The sequence below is a fragment of the Acinetobacter sichuanensis genome (genome assembly GCF_003024515.2).
Taxonomy (GTDB): Bacteria; Pseudomonadota; Gammaproteobacteria; order Pseudomonadales; family Moraxellaceae; genus Acinetobacter; species Acinetobacter sichuanensis.
On the sequence record NZ_PYIX02000003.1, the window covers coordinates 37,578 to 56,946 of the forward strand.

A 19,369-nucleotide genomic window follows, 5' to 3' on the forward strand; every position below is an offset into this window, starting at 1 on the left:
ATATTGTCTAACAATTTTTTAAATAGTCATAAAATGCAAACTCAATGACCTCAAATGCTAATGGTATTTAATAAAGCTTAGCGTAATTTTTACATATTCAATAGAGTTTTTACTCAAAACATGAGCAGTAGATCACAGGATGAATTGCTGTTTATACATTAATCGAATAAAGAGTATGTAGCCATGTTATTCACTAAGCCAGTTAAATCTATCTTTTCAAAAGTATTTTCTAATTCTCCTTTTAGTTTAGATGAGCAAACCCCGATTATTCCAATTCGTCATATGAAATTTAATTTTGAACCAGAAAAATTGGATCACAAATTTTATATGGATGCTGAATTGGCAAGCGCATACTTTGCTTCGTTGTCTATTTTTCTGACTTTAGGTGAGGATTTAGTGATTGATACAGCGCGTTATCATCGTGATTTTATTAAAGATCCGTTGTTAAAACAGCGTGTGACATCATTAATTGGACAAGAAGCGATTCACTCCAAAATGCATGAAGAATTAAATGATGCTTATATGGAACGTGATTTACCTGTTAAATTATTCCGTTTCTTAGCAGGTCATGTATTTGATTATGGTTTTAACCGTTTGCCACAACCGATGAAGTTATCTTTGATGGCAGGAATTGAGCATTTTACTGCGGTACTTGCTGAATATATGATGAACCACGAAGAAATTTTCTTTAGATCTACAGATGAAAAGCAACGTGCAATTTGGATGTGGCACATGCTTGAAGAGTCTGAGCATAAAGATATCGCTTATGATGTGTTCCAAACTTTATCAAATAATTATGCATTACGTATTGCGGGCTTTTTCCCTGCTTTGATTACGATTTTAGTGCTTATTTCAGTCGCATCGTTATTGGTTCCATTTTATCGTAAACCAAGTAATTTAATTAGTTGGAGTTATTGGAAAGATATTCCACGCAGCTTTAGCTTAATTTTTGGTTTAAAAGATGGTGTATATGGAAGTTCATGGGGACATATTTTTGACTATTTACGCCCAGATTTTCATCCAAATGACCATGATACAACCGAGTTCTTAGAATATTACAAAGAAACTTTATTGAACCCTGAAAATGGCGTATTAACTCCATTTTTTGTTAAAGAATTTATTCCTGCACTCCGTGTTTAAAATAATTTAAAAGTTAAATGGAAGAACTCAATGGGATTTTTTTCAAAAAAGAAAAAGCCAACACAAAATGCATATGCTGTAGTTACAGGTGCAGGAAGTGGAATTGGTCGTAGCTTTGCTTTGGAACTTGCAAAGCGTGGTGGAACCATTATTTGTGCAGATATTAATTTAGATGCTGCACAAGAAACTGTACAGTTAATCGCAAACCAAACTTCAGGTAAAGCATTTGCCGTACAGTGTGATGTGACGGATAAGACACAAGTTAAGGCATTGTCTGAAAATGCTGAAAAGTTAATGAATCATGCAGTCACTTTGGTTATCAACAATGCGGGTGTAGGGTTGGGAGGCAAATTTGACGAGGTTTCCCTTGAGGATTGGCAGTGGTGTGTCAATATTAATCTTTGGGGCGTGATTTATGGCTGTCATTATTTTGTACCTAAGTTTAAACAGCAGGGATATGGTGCAATTATTAATGTCGCATCAGCAGCAGGTTATACTGCCGCGCCTGAAATGACGGCTTATAATGTAACCAAATCAAGTGTTTTGGCGCTATCTGAAACTTTATCGGCTGAATTACGTAAAGATAAAATCAGTGTCAATGTGCTTTGTCCAACACTTGTACCGACCAATATTATGAAAAATGGACGCTTGCCTGATAGTTATTCTGGCGTAGCAGATGATTTATTAATGAATCATGCTTTTACGACAAGTGATGCTGTAGCAATTAAAACGCTTAATAATTTAGATGCAGGCAAGCTTTATACCATTCCTCAACCTGATGCTAAATTATTTTGGATTTTAAAACGTGCATCGCCTGCACTGTATACCAAAGCATTGGGAATTGGTTATCCAATATTTGATAAGTTTATGAAATAAGCCAACATTTGAGATAAAAAAATGACAACAGAAAGTACCGTAGATCAGTTACCAGAAGATAAATCAACAGCGAAAAAAGCGTCACAAACAACGACTGTAGAAGAGATCAAGCAAGTGACTCAACCAGAAGAAGTGAAAACAGCAGCGAAAGCTGAAGTAAAAGCTGATCCAAAAATTGAGGTAAAGCAAACAGCGGTTGAGCCAAAAGCACCTAAAGTTGAAGCTAAGCTTGAAGCAAAAGTAGAGCCACAGATTCAACCTGAAAAAGTTGTGGAAGAAAAAGCTGAAGTACCAAAAGTAGTTACAAAATCACAAGCGATTGAAGAAAAAGCAACTGTGGCTGAAGCAAAAGCAACAGTGAAAAAATCTCAACCTGTTCATGTCTATGACACGATTGTGGTGGGTGCGGGTATTTCAGGAATTGCCGCTGCTTATAAAATGAATCAAGCAGGTTATCATAATTATATTGTGCTCGAAAAAGCTGAACGCGTTGGTGGTACATGGCGTGATAATAATTATCCAGGCTGTGGTTGTGATGTGCCTTCAGCATTGTATTCATTTTCTTTTTCGCCAAGTCATAAATGGAGTCATTTATTTGCGAAGCAACCAGAAATTCTCAGCTATTTAGAAGAGGTTGTAGAAAAGCATGATTTGGGTGGGAAAATTGAATTTGGCAATGAGCTGTTGAGTGCGAAATGGGATGAAGCTCAGCAAGTTTGGCACTTAGAAACCTCAAAAGGTTCATATCAAGCAAAAACGACTATTTTCACAACAGGTCCGATCACAGAGCCTTCTATGCCAAAAGTTAAAGGTATTGAAGGCTTTAAAGGTAAAATGTTCCATTCTGCACGTTGGGATCATGATTATGATCTCAAAGGTAAACGAGTGGCAGTGATTGGTACAGGTGCATCAGCGATTCAATTTATTCCGCAAGTGCAGCCATTAGCAAAAGAGTTATTTGTATTCCAACGTACAGCTCCTTGGGTTTTACCAAAAGCTGATCGTGAATTAGGAGATACGGCAAAAGGCATTGTTGAACGTTTCCCTGTGATTCAACAAACTTGGCGTAATAGTATTGCACAAATTTTGAATGGTATTAATTTTGGTTTACGTCATCCAAAGATTTTAAAGCCTGTTAATTTTTTAAGTAAACAATTGCTTAAATTACAAATTCAAGATGAAAAACTACGTCAAGATGTAACACCAAACTTTGATATTGGTTGTAAGCGTTTATTATTTGCTAACAACTATTATCCTGCTTTACAACAAGAGAATGTGAGCCTCATTCCACATGGTTTGGTTGAAATTGATGGTAATGCAGTGGTTGCTGCCAATGGTGAGCGTCATGAAGTTGATGTAATTATTTGGGGAACAGGTTTTGAGGTTTCTCATCCACCTATTGGGCAGCGTGTCACGAATTCAGACGGTGTATTATTGTCTGAGTTATGGAAAGACAGTTCTCCTGAGGCTTATTTGGGTGCAAGTATTGAAAAAGTACCAAATGCGTTCTTGGTGTTAGGTCCAAATATTTTAGTTTATGACTCTTTTATTGGTATTGCAGAAGCACAACTGGATTATATTATCAGTGGCTTATTGAAAATGCGTGATCAAAAAATTAAACGTATTGAAATTAAGAAAAATGTTGTGCGTTATCATAATTTGAAAGTGCAAAGAAATCTGAAAACGACAGTATTTAATGCGGGTGGTTGTAAGTCTTATTATTTAGATCAAAATGGTCGTAACTTTGCAGCTTGGCCGTGGTCATTGCAAGAGTTAAAAAATCAGTTAAAAGATTTAGATTTGAAGCATTACGATACAGCATCATAAGTTATTGAAAGAATTTTAGCCCTAACTTAGTTTAGGGCTTTTATTTTTGTTTAATCTAAAAATAATGATTTCTGCAATCAAAAGATTAATTGTCCAACCTAACCATGCTTCAAGTTGATAAATATGAAGTGGTGTAAGCCAATCAAAATAAGGTTGTAGCTGATATAAAACGATTTTCCATGTTCTTAAGCTTAAGGCTGAAAGCCCTAAAGCAAAACTACGAATCATCCAATTTTGGTGAGCTTTCCATTGTTTTTGAAAAATTTTATAGAGAGCAATACAACTAGTCATTCCCCATAAAATACTCAGTAATATAAAACATAGCTGTGTTTGCCAACCTCCTGCGGCTGAAAGTGCCATAATAAAGCCGCTAGGTAAGGCAAAAGCTAAGACAGTTGTAATGTAAAGCCAACCACTATAACGATGGATTTTTGGGAGTTTTTGTCTAATTTGACTCGAAAATTGAGTGAAACCCGCGATTAAAATCAATGAACTGACAATGACATGAGCTTGGAAGGCAAAGCGCCAAGGTTGCGTGTGAATGACGTCTTGTTTTAAGGCTAGAAAATTAGTGTCATTTTGCCAAGGAAAATATTGTAGGCAAATTTTAACCATGAGAAGACTCAAATATAGATAAATCATCAGTATAAAAATCAAGAAAATGTTTCTGAGTTCTATTTTTTTCATGGTTGTATTCTGCATGCTTTATGCAAGATCAATATCAGTGAAGTCGTTTTGTAAATGATGACTAAAAATCTTGATAAAATTTTACGTTTTCAATCTTAAAAAAAGTTAAAGTTGAATTAAAATTATAGTGGAGATTTATATAAATACATACATAGGTATAACAATGAAAAAGCAATTATTTATGTTTTGCTTGCCTTTTTTTGTCATGCAATCGAGTTTTGCATTGAATATACAACAGCTTAAAACCTCTTGGTCAGGTATTTATGATGGGCAAAAAATAGGGGTATTTATTGAGTCAATTGATCGTAATCAGGTCAAAGGCTACAGTATTTTAGGTAAAAATAAGCAGAATTTCTCAGGAAAAGTTCAAACAACTTCACAAGGTTATAAAATCACGGCGGTTGAAAGTGGTCCTAAAGCAAGTAGTGGTACATTTACATTTTTAGTCAGTGAAAATCAGCCTAAAACACTACAATCGAGTTGGGAATCTACAACGGCTAAAGTAAAACCTAAATATTTTGACTTAAAACCACAGCAGTGTCGTTATGCAAAAAATGAAGGTTCATTTGCAGAGGCTTCAAATCGTTTACTAAAAGATGATGATTTGCAACTTCCACCTGATGAACTTGATTATATGCGTAATAGTATTTATGCGCGTCATGGTTATTCATTTGCAAATAAAGAAATAGCAAATGCTTTTAGTGAAGCAGATTGGTATATGCCGTGCAGTACCAATGTTGAAAATCAGCTTACACAAATTGAAAAGACCAATATTCAACGAATTAAAAAAGTTCGCCCTTATATGGAAAAGATGAAATGGGGGCGCTAATAAAAATGAAATCGGGAAGGGACTTTTAATATTAATTTTTCAATCAATCTGTGATTATTTTGGTTTTTGCAAAAATTCTATTGTGCTATTGATTTGAAATAGAGAAAGCAAACTTATGATGAAGAAAAGTATTTGTTTGATGGTTGGCGTGTTTGTATGTTCTATAGGCTTTGCAGCAACGCCTACATCAAAAGAAATTATTTCAACTTTAACGAATTTAGATGATTCTTATGCAACACCCAAAAATGCAATTGATATTAATAAGACACAGGCTATACGACTAAAATCAGGAGAAGTCGCTTACTTGTCTGGTGTAGAGTTTGGAGATGCAGGACGCAATTTTTGGGGTGGTTATATTTTGACTCGACCAAAGTTAAAGCAGTCACAAATCCTTGAATATGGCGGGCAAGCCAATAGATTTAAAGTTTATAATGCTCAAGCTAAAAGCAAGCCGATTCAACTTGTGCAATTGACTTCTGCAAGTTCTGGTCAGGGTGAAGTCTCTAGTCGAGATGACTTAGTTTATTTTGATGGTTGGAAAGCTTATGTGGTTGCGACGGCTGAATCTTCAAGTTATCCAGGGCGTTATAGTGAAAAATTAGGTGAAGAAGATTGTAAAACTGGAGAGAATATTGAAAGTACATTAAAAGTAGTTTCTGAGGCAGATTATGTATTGAGAACAAGCAAAACATCAAATGCATGTAAAGGTGCTAAAGTGACCATAAAAGAAGATAAAATACCCTTTAAAATTCGATAAATTGAAGTGATAAAAAAACCACCAAAAGGTGGTTTTTTTATGGTCAAAGCGTATAACGAATTAACGTTTGATATCGCGTTGAGTTTCGCCAGTGTAAAGCTGACGAGGGCGACCGATTTTGTAAGGTGCGCTGTGCATTTCTAACCAGTGGCTGATCCAACCAACAGTACGTGCAAGAGCGAAGATTACAGTAAACATTTCTGTTGGGATACCAATCGCTTTAAGGATGATACCTGAGTAGAAGTCTACGTTAGGGTATAAGTTACGTTTGATGAAGTATTCATCAGAAAGTGCAATACGTTCAAGTTCCATAGCAAGTGCTAATTGTGGATCATTGATACCAAGAGCGCTTAGAACTTCGTCACAAGTCTCTTTCATTACTTTCGCACGTGGATCGAAGTTTTTGTAAACTCGGTGACCGAAGCCCATAAGTTTAACTTCTTTAGTTTTCACTTTTTCCATGAAGTCAGCAACGTTTTCAACGGTACCGATTTCATCAAGCATCTTAAGAACAGCTTCGTTTGCACCACCGTGAGCAGGACCCCAAAGCGCAGAGATACCCGCAGCGATACATGCATAAGGATTAGCGCCAGTAGAACCCGCTAAACGTACTGTAGATGTAGACGCATTTTGTTCATGGTCAGCATGAAGTGTAAAGATACGATCCATTGCTTTAGCAAGGATAGGATTTACTTTGTAATCTTTGTCAGCAGGTGTAGCAAACATCATGTACAAGAAGTTTTCAGCGTAACTTAAATCGTTACGTGGATACATGAATGGTTGACCCACTGTGTATTTGTAGCTCCAAGCAGCAAGTGTAGGAACTTTTGCAATTAAGCGAATAGCAGTAATTTCACGGTGGTTTACATCTTCAACATCAAAACCATTGTGATAGAACGCAGAAAGTGCACCAACAACGCCAACCATTATAGCCATAGGGTGAGCATCACGACGGAAACCGTTATAGAAGCGGCTTACTTGGTCATGTACCATAGTATGGTTGCGTACTTTTGCTTCAAATTCAGCTTTTTGTTCAGCAGTAGGAAGTTCACCACTTAATAATAAGTAGCAAGTTTCTAAGTAAGAAGCTTGAGTTGCAAGTTGGTCGATTGGGTAACCGCGGTGTAAAAGAACACCTTTGCCGCCATCGATGAATGTGATTTTTGATTCACAAGCAGCAGTTGCCATAAAACCAGGATCAAAAGTAAAGTGACCTGCGGCCAATACATCTTTAACGTCGATTACATCTGGGCCCAATGTACCACTGTAAATTGGTAATTCAATTTCTTTGCCATCAAGTTGTAAAACGGCTTTTTTGCCAGTTGCTGCAGACATTCAATTGATCTCCTGTCCTGGTGAATGTTTTATCTAACTTGTAATTGTTATTTGTTACCAAACAAGTTAGACAGATCAAAAATTGCTATTAGCTTAGTGAGTACTGAAATTTTGTCAATTATACTTATGGATAAAAAGTGACGTTAGCACAGTAGCTTAGTCATGCAATCTCATTCAAAGAATTTTAAATAAACTTACAGTATCGGCTCAGTATAATAAGGCAAATTCTGGATTTGGTGCATAAAAATAATTGATCTTGCTAGACAAGAATAGTGATCAAAGCCTAAAAATTATTGAATTTTTAAATATTGTTAAATGTATGCAAATCACCTAAAACCATCTAATTACCATGACTTACAATTCATAAAAATTAATACTGTGTGAAAAAACCACACAAAAATGATTGAAATATTTTTTTTCATTTTCATTATTGATTGGTTAAAAAATAGTTTGAAAAAAGTTTTTACTGTTTAAAAAATGATCTTTAGCGCGAAAAATATGCTAAATTCCGTCTTAAAAATAAACAATTATTTGCTATTTTTAAAACTAAAATTGATTTATTCACAAACTAAGTACTTATTTCTGTTCAAAAACTCTTAAGTTAAATATTATATTAATGATATGCACTATTTATTTTAAAAATAATGGTAGTGTTTAATTTATAAATATCTTTATATACAGTTCATGATTGAATATCATTAATGATTGAAATTTTAAATAAAACAGAGTTTCGTATTTATGTTGTGCTTTAGTCTAAAATTTAAAAAACTTAAAAATAAATAAAAATATATCAGCATATTTAAATTAAACGTTTAAAAAATAAATAGATAGAATGGTTTTATTGATTTTAATTTTCTGTATGATGAGATGTTTTGTTGTAAATGATTCTTATTTGTAGAGTTTTTCATTAAAAAGCCAAATCGCATCGTTTGTATTTTGACAGTGCACGATTTATAATTCAGTGTCGTTTATAAGTTTAGGCAATTTGCTTGCCTAACAATGCCAGCTTTCCTTCGAATTAATTCCAACAAACTCCGGATGGAGTTTTTACTTACAGGATGCCCGCTGTGAAAAGCAACAGACCTGTCAATTTGTCCATGGGTCAAGTTTTAGATGTAAACTTAAAATCCCCTGTGGCTATTGCATCAATTCTACACCGTCTTTCAGGTGTCATCGTATTTTTACTCGTACCGGTACTTCTATGGCTTTTAGACAAATCACTGTCTACGCCTGAAGGTTTTGCGCAAGTGCAAGCAATCTTTAGCGGCTTCGTTGTACGTTTTGTTGTATGGGTATTTGTAGCAGGCTTATTATTCCATTTGATTATGGGTATTAAGCACTTACTTGCTGACCTTGGTTTTGCTGAAGAACTGCAAAGTGGTCGTGTTGCAGCTACAATTGCATTAATCTTGGCTGCGATCTCAGTTATCGCATCATTTGTATGGATTGTTCTCTAATGAAAAGTGCTACAGGTTTAACGGGTTCAGGTTCTCGTGATTGGTATATCCAACGTGTGAGTGCTGTTGTTTTAGCTGTTTATACTGTTGTTGTGCTTGGTTGGATTCTGTGCAATGGCGGATTTGACTACGAACAATGGAAAGGCTTTATGATGACATTGCCAATGAAGATTTTATCTTTATTGTCAGTTTTGTCTCTTGTTGCACACGCTTGGATTGGTATGTGGCAGGTATTCACTGACTATGTGACTACACGTCAAATGGGTCCTTCAGCTTCAGGTCTGCGTCTTGTGTTGACGTCTGCAGTGATTATTGCAGTATTTGCATACGCAATTTGGGCAATCCAGATTTTTTGGGCGAATTGATAGGAAACAATCATGGGCGCTATAATCCCTAAAGAAGATTACACAAATATTCCACACGAAACTTTCGATGCAGTCATCGTTGGTGGTGGTGGTTCAGGTATGCGTGCATCTTATCAGCTTGCTCAAGCAGGTTTGAAAGTTGCAGTGCTAACTAAAGTATTCCCAACACGTTCACATACGGTTGCGGCTCAAGGTGGTATTGGTGCATCTCTTGGTAATATGCAAGAAGATAACTGGCACTACCATTTTTATGACACCGTAAAAGGGTCTGACTGGTTAGGTGACCAAGATGCAATCGAGTTTATGACTCGTGAAGCACCTCAAGTTGTTTATGAGCTTGAACACCTTGGTATGCCATTTGACCGTAATGCTGATGGTACAATTTACCAACGTCCTTTCGGTGGTCACGCAGCGAACTATGGTGAAAAGCCAGTTCCACGTGCATGTGCTGCTGCTGACCGTACAGGTCACGCGCTTCTTCACACGCTTTATCAAAGCAACGTGAAAATGGGCACTCAATTCTTTGTAGAGTGGATCGCACTTGATCTTATTCGTAACGAAGAAGGTGATGTCCTTGGTGTAACAGCGATTGACCAAGAAACTGGTAAAATTGCAGTATTCCAAGGTAAAGCAACATTGTTTGCTACTGGTGGTGCTGGTCGTGTTTACCGTGCATCGACTAACGCATATATCAATACTGGTGACGGTCTTGGTATGGCAGCTCGTGCAGGTATTCCATTACAAGATATGGAATTCTGGCAGTTCCACCCTACAGGTGTTGCGGGCGCAGGCGTATTGTTGACTGAAGGTTGTCGTGGTGAAGGTGCAATCCTTCGTAACAAAGACGGCGAACCATTCATGGAACGTTATGCACCAACTTTGAAAGACTTGGCACCACGTGACTTCGTATCACGTTCTATGGACCAAGAAATCAAAGAAGGTCGTGGTTGTGGTCCTAAAGGTGATTATATCTTACTTGATATGACGCACTTGGGTGCTGATACCATCATGAAGCGTTTACCATCTGTATTTGAGATCGGTAAGAAATTCGCAAACGTGGATATCACTAAAGAAGCGATTCCGGTTGTACCAACAATCCATTATCAAATGGGTGGTATTCCAACGAATATTCATGGTCAAGTGGTACTTCCAGAGTCTGCTGAAACTCAGGAACTTGTTGCAAACTATAACAAGGACACTGGTGTTTATTCGCACAATGGTGGTGAGCGTGACTTCACTAAACCTGTAAAAGGTTTCTATGCGATTGGTGAATGTTCTTGCGTATCTGTACATGGTGCAAACCGTTTAGGTACGAACTCACTGCTTGACTTGGTTGTATTTGGTAAAGCGGCTGGTGAACACATCATTGACTACGTGACTAAACATCATGGCGATGACTACACACCACTACCTACAACTGTACTTAAAAATACAATTGCTCGTATTAAACAACTTGATGACTCTACATCAGGTGAAAATGCGCAGGAAGTTGCAGATGCAATCCGTGACATCGTTCAGGATCACGCAGGTGTATTCCGTACTCAAGCATTGCTTGACGAAGGTGTAAAACAAATCCTTGCAATTGCACCACGTGTACGCAACATTCACTTGAAAGACAAATCTAAAGTATTTAACACTGCACGTATTGAAGCTTTAGAAGTTGAAAACTTATACGAAGTAGCAAAAGCAACCTTGATTTCTGCTGCTGCACGTAAAGAATGTCGTGGTGCGCATACGGTTGTAGATTACGAGTTACCACCTGATCATGCAGATTACCCATATGGTCGTCGTGATGATGAGTGGATGAAGCACACTTTATGGTTCTCTACAGATAATCATTTAGAGTACAAGCCTGTACGCTATAAGCCGTTACTTGTAGATCCAATTCCACCTAAACCACGTACATTCTAATTGGGAGAACTAAGATGAGTAGAGGTACCCGTACATTCGAAATCTACCGCTATGATCCTGATAAGGATAAAGCACCGTACATGCAAACTTTTAAACTTGAATTGACTGATAAGCACCGTATGTTGCTTGACGCTCTTCTTGCGTTAAAAGTACAAGACGAATCATTGACTTTCCGTCGCTCTTGCCGTGAAGGTATTTGTGGTTCTGATGGCGTGAACATCAATGGTAAAAATGGTCTTGCTTGTTTATGGAACTTAAACGATTTACCTGAAAAAATCGTAATTCGTCCATTACCAGGCTTACCAGTGGTTAAAGATTTAGTTGTGGATATGAATCAGTTCTACGATCAGTATGACAAGATTCAACCCTTCTTAATCAATAATCAACCTGCGCCACCGAAAGAGCGTTTACAGTCTCCTGCAGACCGTGAGCACTTAGATGGCTTGTATGAATGTATTCTTTGTGCATGTTGTTCAACTTCATGCCCATCATTCTGGTGGAACCCTGATAAATTCTTGGGTCCATCTGCATTGTTGAATGCATACCGTTTCATTATTGACTCTCGTGATACAGCGACTCAAGATCGTTTATCGCGTCTTGATGACCCATTCTCATTATTCCGTTGTAAAGGGATTATGAACTGTGTGTCAGTTTGCCCTAAAGGTTTGAACCCAACGAAAGCGATCGGTCATATCCGTAGCATGTTGCTCGACCAAGCAGGCTAATTTTGCTGAAAAAGAAAGCGCACATCATATTTTGATGTGCGCTTTTTTATTGAGTTTAAAAATGAATTGAATTTAGCGATTTATTGTATGGATTGTTTATATAAATGGGCGAATGATATTAGATTATTTAACACATGTATTTCGCCAATTTATAAGAGGTATGTGTCAAAAAAATCAATTGATGTTATAGTTCATGTTACGATTTAACAAACCGTCATAAGTGTGAAAAAGTACTTAATTATCGTACATATTTTCAACATAAGACTGCTTCATATAGGTTTATAACTATTTATATGAATAAAAATGAAGTCGTTTTAGAAAAAATAAATCTGAATATTTATTTTTTCTAAGTCGATTTGCAAAAAATTGCTCAGCCTTGGTTGAGTATATCAGTGAGTGATGATGCCATGAGGGCGTTATGATTCATTATTTGCATTAGTGTTGAGCTAATGTTGTAACGCCCCATGGTCATAAGTACCTGATGGGTGAATGTCAATTTACCGATTTGGCATGATCAATCATGGGAGTGCTTAAAAAGCACCCTCTAATGTTTTTGCAATAGGAAATGGGTCCACAAATGCAAGAAATTGCTGACGCACTGCGTCTTGATACTGAACTTTCCGCTGATAGTGCAGCGTATATTGAAGAGCTTTACGAGCAGTACCTATCTTCTCCAACCTCAGTAGGCGAGGATTGGCAGCAATATTTCGATAAATTCCCTAAAGGTGATCAACCACACGGAAATATTCGTGAGCAATTTTTATTATTAGGTCGTAATTCAAGTCGTGTTCAGCCTGTTGTGCAAAGTGAAGTAAGTACTGAGCATGAACGTCGTCAAATTGGTGTTTTACAACTAATCGCGGCATACCGTAACCGTGGTCATCAAAAAGCAAAACTTGATCCACTCGGTTTGGCGAAACGTGAAGACGTACCTGATTTAGATCTTGCAGCGCATGGTTTAACCAAATCAGATTTAGATACCGTATTTAATGCTGGTAATCTTGCAATTGGTAAAACTGAAGCGACTTTAGGTGAAATGGTTGAAGCGATGGAAGCAACATATTGTGCTTCTATTGGTGCAGAATATATGCACATTGTTGATACCAAAGAAAAACGTTGGATTCAACAACGCCTAGAGGGTGCACGTGGTCAATTCAATTTTTCTGCTGACCAGAAAAAACACGTACTTGAACGTTTAACAGCAGCCGAAGGTTTAGAAAAATTCCTTGGTAATAAATATGTTGGTGCTAAACGTTTTGGCGTTGAAGGTGGTGAGTCTTTCATTCCAATGGTCAACGAACTGATTCAACGTGCAGGTTCTGTAGGTTGTAAAGAAGTTGTGATCGGGATGCCACACCGTGGTCGTTTGAACTTACTTGTGAACATTATGGGTAAAAACCCTGCTGATTTATTTGGTGAGTTTGAAGGCAAATCACTACATAAAAAAGGTTCTGGCGACGTTAAGTATCACCAAGGTTTCTCATCTAACGTGATGACTCCAGGTGGTGAAGTTCACTTGGCGTTGGCGTTTAACCCATCACACTTGGAAATTGTTGGACCTGTAGTTGAAGGTTCTGTACGTGCACGTCAAGTGCGCCGTAAAGACATTGGTGGTGATGATGTATTGCCAGTGATTGTACACGGTGATGCTGCATTTGCAGGTCAAGGTGTCAACCAAGAAACTTTCCAAATGTCACAAACTCGTGGTTATACAGTGGGTGGTACAGTTCATATCGTGGTGAATAACCAAGTGGGCTTTACAACTTCTGATCCACGTGATGCACGTTCTACAGAATACTGTACTGACATTGCAAAAATGATCCAAGCGCCGATCTTCCATGTCAATGGTGATGATCCTGAGTCTGTATTGTTTATTGCACAGTTAGCACATGATTTCCGTCATACTTTCCGTAAAGATGTTGTAATCGACATGTTCTGTTACCGTCGTCGTGGTCATAACGAAGCGGATGAACCAGCAGCAACTCAACCAATGATGTATCAAGTGATCAATAAAAAAGCGACAACTCGTACGCTTTATGCTGATCAGCTTGTACAAGAAAAAGTGTTGGATCGTGCGGATGCTGATGCTTTGGTTGAAAAATATCGTGAAGACCTTGAAGCAGGTCGTCATGTTGCCAATGCACTTGTTCTTGAACCAAACAAAAAAATGTTTGTCGATTGGACACCATATCTTGGTCATGATTATACAGATGACTGGGATACAACTTTCCCAATCGAACGCTTAAAAGAACTTGGTCGTAAAATGCGTGAGTTGCCTGAAGGCTTCGTGATGCAACGTCAAGTATCGAAAGTGATTGATGATCGCTTGAAAATGCAAACTGGTGAAATGCCATTGAACTGGGGTGCAGCAGAAACACTTGCTTATGCTTCTATTCTTGATGATGGTTTCCTTGTTCGTTTGACAGGTGAAGACGTTGGTCGTGGTACATTCTCACATCGTCATGCAAAATTACATAACCAAGTTGATGGTTCAGTTTACATTCCATTATGTAACTTAAAAGAAAATCAACCACGTACTGCAATTTATGACTCATTATTGTCAGAAATGGCGGTTCTTGCATTTGAATATGGTTATGCAACTACACTTCCAAAAAGTTTAATTATTTGGGAAGCTCAGTTCGGTGACTTTGCTAACTGTGCACAGGTCGTTATTGACCAATTCATTTCATCTGGTGAAACCAAATGGGAACGTGTGTGTGGCTTAACGTTGCTTCTTCCACATGGTTTTGAAGGTCAAGGTCCAGAGCATTCATCTGCACGTTTAGAACGTTTCTTACAGTTATGTGCTGAAGAAAATATGCAAGTGATTACGCCAACGACACCAGCGCAGATTTTCCATGCAATGCGTCGTCAAGCTGTTCGCCCAATCCGTAAACCATTGATCGTGACTTCACCGAAGTCATTGCTTCGTCACAAACTTGCAACTTCGACTTTAGAAGAGCTTGCAACTGGTACCTTCCAAACTGTGATTGATGAAGTGGATCAAATCAATAAACAAGATGTAACACGTGTTGTACTTTGTGGTGGTAAGGTTTATTACGACTTACTTGAAAAACGTCGTGAACAAAACTTGAACATTGCAATCGTACGTGTTGAGCAACTTTATCCGTACCCAGAAAAACGTCTTGCTGAAGTATTGGCGACTTATCCAAACGTAAAAGAACTTGTTTGGTGTCAAGAAGAGCCGAAAAACCAAGGCGCTTGGTTATTCATTGCTCCACGTCTATATGAAGGCGTGATGAAAGCAGGTCAACAAGTTCAAATTAGCTATGCGGGGCGTGAAGCTTCAGCTGCACCTGCGTGTGGCTCACCTTATTTGCATGCAAAACAACAAGCTCAGCTTGTAAATGACGCTTTAGCGATCGTCGCTGATCAATCAGGAGAATCTAAATAATGGCAACCGAAATTAAAGCACCTGTATTTCCAGAGTCAGTTGCTGATGGAACAATTGCAACTTGGCACAAACAACCAGGTGAAGCTGTATCACGTGACGAAGTAATTTGTGATATTGAAACAGATAAAGTTGTTTTAGAAGTTGTTGCTCCTGCTGACGGTTCTATTTCTGCAATCATCAAAAATGAAGGCGATACTGTGCTTTCTGCTGAAGTGATTGCAACTTTTGAAGCAGGTGCTGTTTCTGGCGCTGCACAAACTCAAGCTGTTCAGTCTGAAGAGAAAGTTGAACAAGCAGTTGCACAAACTCAAGCAGGTAATGCACCTGTTGTTGAACGTGCTCAAGTGGCAGACCAAGCTCCTGCAGTACGTAAAGCATTGTCTGAAACAGGTATCGCAGCAGCTGATGTTGATGGTACTGGTCGTGGTGGTCGTATCACTAAAGAAGATGTTGCAAATCATCAAGCTAAACCAGCAGCTTCTGTAACGCCATTAAGCGTTGCTGTAGGCGAACGTGTTGAAAAACGTGTTCCAATGACTCGTCTTCGTAAGCGTGTTGCTGAGCGTTTACTTGCTGCAACGCAACAAACTGCGATGTTGACAACGTTCAATGAAGTGAACATGAAACCAATCATGGAAATGCGTGCTCAATATAAAGACGCATTTGAAAAACGCCATGGTGCTCGTTTAGGCTTTATGTCTTTCTTTGTTAAAGCTGCAACAGAAGCACTTAAACGCTATCCAGCAGTAAATGCATCTATTGATGGTGATGACATCGTTTATCACGGCTTCTATGACATCGGTGTAGCTGTATCAAGTGAACGTGGTCTGGTTGTACCTGTACTTCGTGATACTGACCGCATGAACTATGCTGAAGTTGAAAACGGTATTCGTGCATACGCTGGTAAAGCGCGTGATGGTAAATTAGGCATCGAAGATATGACTGGCGGTACGTTCACTATTACTAATGGTGGTACTTTCGGTTCATTACTTTCAACACCAATTTTGAATACGCCACAAACAGCGATTTTGGGTATGCATAAAATCCAAGAACGTCCAATGGCTGTAAATGGTCAAGTTGAAATTTTACCAATGATGTACTTGGCACTTTCTTATGATCACCGTTTAATCGATGGTAAAGAAGCTGTAGGTTTCCTTGTAGCAATCAAAGAATTGTTAGAAGAACCAGCTCGTCTTATCCTTGATCTTTAATTCTTTAGAATAACAATACGAGCTTAGGGCGATCCCCTGAGCTCGTTTTTGGAGATAAACATGTCTCAACAATTTGATTTAGTTGTAATCGGCGGTGGACCAGGTGGTTATGAAGCAGCGATTCGTGCTGCTCAGCTTGGTTTCAAAGTTGCGTGTATCGAAAAACGTGTACACAAAGGTAAACCATCTTTAGGTGGTACTTGCTTAAACGTAGGTTGTATCCCATCTAAAGCGCTTTTAGATTCTTCACATCACTATGAAGATACACTTCATGGCTTAGATGTACACGGGATTACTGTTGAAAATGTACAACTTGATCTTCAAAAGCTTCTTGCTCGTAAAGACAAAGTTGTAGATAACTTAACAGGTGGTGTTGCTCAATTATTAAAAGGCAACGGCATTGAGTGGTTACAAGGTACTGGTAAATTACTTGCAGGTAAAAAAGTTGAATTCACACCATTAGAAGGTGCTGATGTTCAAGTTTTAGAACCTAAATATGTGATCCTTGCGACTGGTTCTGTTCCTGTAAATATTCCAGTTGCAAAAGTTGATGAAGACTTAATTGTTGACTCAACTGGTGCATTAGAATTCCAAGAAATTCCTAAACGTTTAGGTGTGATTGGTGCGGGTGTAATCGGTCTTGAGCTTGGTTCAGTATGGCGTCGTCTAGGTTCTGAAGTTGTTGTGTTTGAAGCATTAGATGCATTCTTACCAATGGCAGACAAAGCACTTGCGAAAGAATATCAAAAAATCTTGACTAAACAAGGTTTAGATATTCGTATTGGCGCTAAAGTTTCTGGTACTGAAATCAACAATGGTCAAGTGACTGTTCAGTATAACCAAGCTGGCGAAGACAAAACTGAAGCGTTTGATAAACTCATCGTTTGTGTTGGTCGTAAAGCATATGCAGAAGGTTTATTGGCTGAAGATTCAGGCATTAAATTGACTGAACGTGGTTTGGTTGAAGTGAATGATCAGTGCTTAACATCTGTTGAAGGTGTTTATGCAATTGGTGACTTGGTACGTGGTCCAATGCTTGCACATAAAGCAATGGAAGAAGGCGTAATGGCAGTTGAGCGTATTCACGGTCATGCTGCTCAAGTGAACTATGACACCATCATTTCTGTGATTTATACACATCCAGAAGCGGCTTGGGTTGGTTTAACTGAAGAACAAGCGAAAGAGAAAGGTCACGAAGTTAAAACAGGTCAATTCCCATTTGCGGTGAATGGTCGTGCTTTAGCAGCAAACGAATCTCAAGGTTTTGTGAAATTTGTTGCTGATTCAAAAACTGACCGTTTATTGGGTATGCATGTGATTGGTCCTGGTGCTTCTGATATCGTTCACCAAGGTATGATCGCACTTGAATTTGTATCAAGTGTTGAAGATCTACAGTTGATGACTTTTGGTCACCCAACTTATTCAGAAGTGGTTCATGAAGCAGCACTTGCTGTAGATGGACGTGCGATTCACGCGATCCAGCGTAAACGTAAATAAAATGAAATAGAGCGGTTCCGACCGCTCTTTTTTTAAAAAGATGGTTGTTTTTATTTGAATAATCATCTAAATATAGAAGAACAAATTTTAATAAATGCCAATATTTAAAGCGATGGACGTTTAAGTGTTGGTGGTAATAACAACGTGAAAAGTAGTAAAAGGTAAAAAATGAATCTACATGAGTATCAAGCGAAAGCGCTGTTAAAAAAATATGGTATGCCAGTTCAAGAAGGCATTTTAATTACATCACCAGAAGAAGCAGCGGCAGCGTTTGAGCAGATTGAAGGCAAATTTGCTGTCATGAAAGCCCAAGTTCATGCAGGTGGTCGTGGTAAAGCAGGTGGTGTCAAAGTTGTAAAATCTGCCGAAGAAGCAGCTGAATATGCGAAAAGCCTATTAGGTACACACTTAGTAACGTATCAAACAGATGCAAATGGACAACCTGTAAATAGCATTTTAGTTTGTGAAGATGTTTATCCTGTAGAACGCGAGCTTTATTTGGGTGCGGTTGTAGATCGTTCATCACGTCGTGTGACTTTTATGGCATCGACTGAAGGTGGCGTAGAAATTGAAAAAGTTGCTGAAGAAACACCTGAAAAAATCTTTAAAGTAGAAGTTGATCCATTAGTAGGCTTACAACCTTTCCAAGCACGTGATGTTGCATTCCAACTTGGATTAAAAGACAAACAAATCAATCAATTTGTCACGATTATGACGGGTGCATATAAAGCTTTCATTGAAAATGATTTTGCTTTATTTGAAATTAACCCACTTTCAGTTCGTGAAAATGGTGAAATTTTATGTGTTGATGCCAAAGTGGGTATCGATTCAAATGCGCTTTATCGTTTACCTGAAATCGCAGCGATGCGTGATAAGTCTCAAGAAAATGAACGTGAATTAAAAGCATCAGAATTTGATCTGAATTACGTTGCGCTTGAAGGTAATATTGGTTGTATGGTGAATGGTGCTGGTCTTGCAATGGCAACGATGGACATCATTAAACTTTATGGCGGTCAACCTGCAAACTTCCTTGATGTTGGTGGTGGTGCGACGAAAGATCGTGTTATCGAAGCATTTAAAATTATTCTTTCAGATACTTCTGTTCAAGCTGTATTGATTAATATTTTTGGTGGAATTGTACGTTGTGACATGATTGCTGAAGCGATTATTGCAGCAGTTCAAGAAGTAAATGTCACTGTTCCTGTTGTTGTTCGTTTAGAAGGAAACAATGCGGAATTGGGTGCAAAATTACTTGATGAATCTGGTTTGAAATTAATTTCTGCGACAGGTCTTGCTGATGCTGCAGAAAAAGTTGTTGCTGCAGTAGCGTAAGGAGT

The 19,369-nt window shown here is 38.2% G+C and carries 15 protein-coding genes; 13 read left to right on the forward strand and 2 right to left on the reverse strand.

Going from position 1 to position 19,369, the window contains the following annotated elements; all coding sequences use genetic code 11:
• Positions 1 to 183 precede the first annotated feature (183 nt).
• Genes C9E89_RS03095 through C9E89_RS03105 form a run of 3 tightly spaced genes read left to right on the forward strand, consistent with a single transcriptional unit; the run spans position 184 to position 3,843 of the window.
• A complete protein-coding gene (locus tag C9E89_RS03095) occupies positions 184 to 1,140 on the forward strand; it encodes a metal-dependent hydrolase (protein ID WP_107006974.1) in 957 nt (318 codons plus the stop codon).
• A gap of 30 nt (positions 1,141 to 1,170) precedes the next feature.
• Positions 1,171 to 2,016, forward strand: coding sequence for an SDR family NAD(P)-dependent oxidoreductase (locus tag C9E89_RS03100; RefSeq protein ID WP_107006975.1), 846 nt, complete (start codon positions 1,171 to 1,173; stop codon positions 2,014 to 2,016).
• 21 nt (positions 2,017 to 2,037) lie between these two features.
• Positions 2,038 to 3,843, forward strand: a complete 1,806-nt coding sequence (locus C9E89_RS03105; RefSeq protein WP_107006976.1) for a flavin-containing monooxygenase — start codon at positions 2,038 to 2,040, stop codon at positions 3,841 to 3,843.
• Between the two features lie 21 nt (positions 3,844 to 3,864).
• On the opposite strand, the gene C9E89_RS03110 is transcribed toward C9E89_RS03105, so the two are convergent.
• Entirely contained in the window at positions 3,865 to 4,530 is a 666-nt protein-coding gene (locus C9E89_RS03110; protein WP_107006977.1) for a DUF2306 domain-containing protein, read from the reverse strand.
• A gap of 163 nt (positions 4,531 to 4,693) precedes the next feature.
• On the opposite strand from C9E89_RS03110, the gene C9E89_RS03115 reads away from it, so the two are divergent.
• Complete coding sequence (locus C9E89_RS03115) at positions 4,694 to 5,359, forward strand: YARHG domain-containing protein (protein ID WP_107006978.1); 666 nt, start codon at positions 4,694 to 4,696, stop codon at positions 5,357 to 5,359.
• 115 nt (positions 5,360 to 5,474) lie between these two features.
• The gene (locus C9E89_RS03120) at positions 5,475 to 6,116 is read left to right on the forward strand and encodes a hypothetical protein (protein WP_378227092.1); all 642 of its coding nucleotides are present in this window, start codon (positions 5,475 to 5,477) and stop codon (positions 6,114 to 6,116) included.
• Positions 6,117 to 6,176: 60 nt separating this feature from the next.
• Here C9E89_RS03120 and gltA read toward each other — a convergent pair whose 3' ends face one another.
• The gene (gene gltA / locus C9E89_RS03125; RefSeq protein WP_107006979.1) at positions 6,177 to 7,451 is read right to left on the reverse strand and encodes a citrate synthase; all 1,275 of its coding nucleotides are present in this window, start codon (positions 7,449 to 7,451) and stop codon (positions 6,177 to 6,179) included.
• 1,067 nt (positions 7,452 to 8,518) lie between these two features.
• Here gltA and sdhC point away from each other — a divergent pair.
• The 8 genes from sdhC to sucC all read left to right on the forward strand — a co-directional run bounded on the left by sdhC (position 8,519) and on the right by sucC (position 19,364).
• Positions 8,519 to 8,908, forward strand: a complete 390-nt coding sequence (gene sdhC / locus C9E89_RS03130) for a succinate dehydrogenase, cytochrome b556 subunit (protein WP_107007113.1) — start codon at positions 8,519 to 8,521, stop codon at positions 8,906 to 8,908.
• Complete coding sequence (sdhD, locus tag C9E89_RS03135; RefSeq protein ID WP_107006980.1) at positions 8,908 to 9,273, forward strand: succinate dehydrogenase, hydrophobic membrane anchor protein; 366 nt, start codon at positions 8,908 to 8,910, stop codon at positions 9,271 to 9,273. Before sdhC ends, sdhD begins: the two co-directional genes overlap by 1 nt.
• A gap of 12 nt (positions 9,274 to 9,285) precedes the next feature.
• On the forward strand, positions 9,286 to 11,184 hold the full coding sequence (locus C9E89_RS03140) for an FAD-binding protein (protein WP_107006981.1): 1,899 nt from the start codon (positions 9,286 to 9,288) through the stop codon (positions 11,182 to 11,184).
• 14 nt (positions 11,185 to 11,198) lie between these two features.
• Positions 11,199 to 11,909 carry a succinate dehydrogenase iron-sulfur subunit gene (locus C9E89_RS03145; RefSeq protein ID WP_107006982.1) on the forward strand — a complete coding sequence of 237 codons (711 nt, stop codon included), beginning with the start codon at positions 11,199 to 11,201 and terminating at the stop codon, positions 11,907 to 11,909.
• A 577-nt stretch (positions 11,910 to 12,486) separates the two neighbouring features.
• Complete coding sequence (locus tag C9E89_RS03150; protein WP_107006983.1) at positions 12,487 to 15,324, forward strand: 2-oxoglutarate dehydrogenase E1 component; 2,838 nt, start codon at positions 12,487 to 12,489, stop codon at positions 15,322 to 15,324.
• A complete protein-coding gene (gene odhB / locus C9E89_RS03155) occupies positions 15,324 to 16,535 on the forward strand; it encodes a 2-oxoglutarate dehydrogenase complex dihydrolipoyllysine-residue succinyltransferase (protein ID WP_107006984.1) in 1,212 nt (403 codons plus the stop codon). Before C9E89_RS03150 ends, odhB begins: the two co-directional genes overlap by 1 nt.
• A 60-nt stretch (positions 16,536 to 16,595) precedes the next feature.
• Positions 16,596 to 18,032 carry a dihydrolipoyl dehydrogenase gene (gene lpdA, locus C9E89_RS03160; protein ID WP_107006985.1) on the forward strand — a complete coding sequence of 479 codons (1,437 nt, stop codon included), beginning with the start codon at positions 16,596 to 16,598 and terminating at the stop codon, positions 18,030 to 18,032.
• A gap of 168 nt (positions 18,033 to 18,200) precedes the next feature.
• Complete coding sequence (gene sucC / locus C9E89_RS03165; RefSeq protein WP_107006986.1) at positions 18,201 to 19,364, forward strand: ADP-forming succinate--CoA ligase subunit beta; 1,164 nt, start codon at positions 18,201 to 18,203, stop codon at positions 19,362 to 19,364.
• Positions 19,365 to 19,369: the final 5 nt, after the last annotated feature.

Coding starts and splice junctions, on each gene's coding strand:
- C9E89_RS03140 (WP_107006981.1), top strand. CDS start 9,286: ATGGGCGCTATAATCCCTAAAGAAGATTACACAAATATTCCACACGAA.
- C9E89_RS03110 (WP_107006977.1), bottom strand. CDS start 4,530: ATGAAAAAAATAGAACTCAGAAACATTTTCTTGATTTTTATACTGATG.
- lpdA (WP_107006985.1), top strand. CDS start 16,596: ATGTCTCAACAATTTGATTTAGTTGTAATCGGCGGTGGACCAGGTGGT.
- sdhD (WP_107006980.1), top strand. CDS start 8,908: ATGAAAAGTGCTACAGGTTTAACGGGTTCAGGTTCTCGTGATTGGTAT.
- gltA (WP_107006979.1), bottom strand. CDS start 7,451: ATGTCTGCAGCAACTGGCAAAAAAGCCGTTTTACAACTTGATGGCAAA.
- C9E89_RS03105 (WP_107006976.1), top strand. CDS start 2,038: ATGACAACAGAAAGTACCGTAGATCAGTTACCAGAAGATAAATCAACA.
- C9E89_RS03100 (WP_107006975.1), top strand. CDS start 1,171: ATGGGATTTTTTTCAAAAAAGAAAAAGCCAACACAAAATGCATATGCT.
- C9E89_RS03115 (WP_107006978.1), top strand. CDS start 4,694: ATGAAAAAGCAATTATTTATGTTTTGCTTGCCTTTTTTTGTCATGCAA.
- sucC (WP_107006986.1), top strand. CDS start 18,201: ATGAATCTACATGAGTATCAAGCGAAAGCGCTGTTAAAAAAATATGGT.
- C9E89_RS03145 (WP_107006982.1), top strand. CDS start 11,199: ATGAGTAGAGGTACCCGTACATTCGAAATCTACCGCTATGATCCTGAT.
- C9E89_RS03150 (WP_107006983.1), top strand. CDS start 12,487: ATGCAAGAAATTGCTGACGCACTGCGTCTTGATACTGAACTTTCCGCT.
- C9E89_RS03120 (WP_378227092.1), top strand. CDS start 5,475: ATGATGAAGAAAAGTATTTGTTTGATGGTTGGCGTGTTTGTATGTTCT.
- odhB (WP_107006984.1), top strand. CDS start 15,324: ATGGCAACCGAAATTAAAGCACCTGTATTTCCAGAGTCAGTTGCTGAT.
- C9E89_RS03095 (WP_107006974.1), top strand. CDS start 184: ATGTTATTCACTAAGCCAGTTAAATCTATCTTTTCAAAAGTATTTTCT.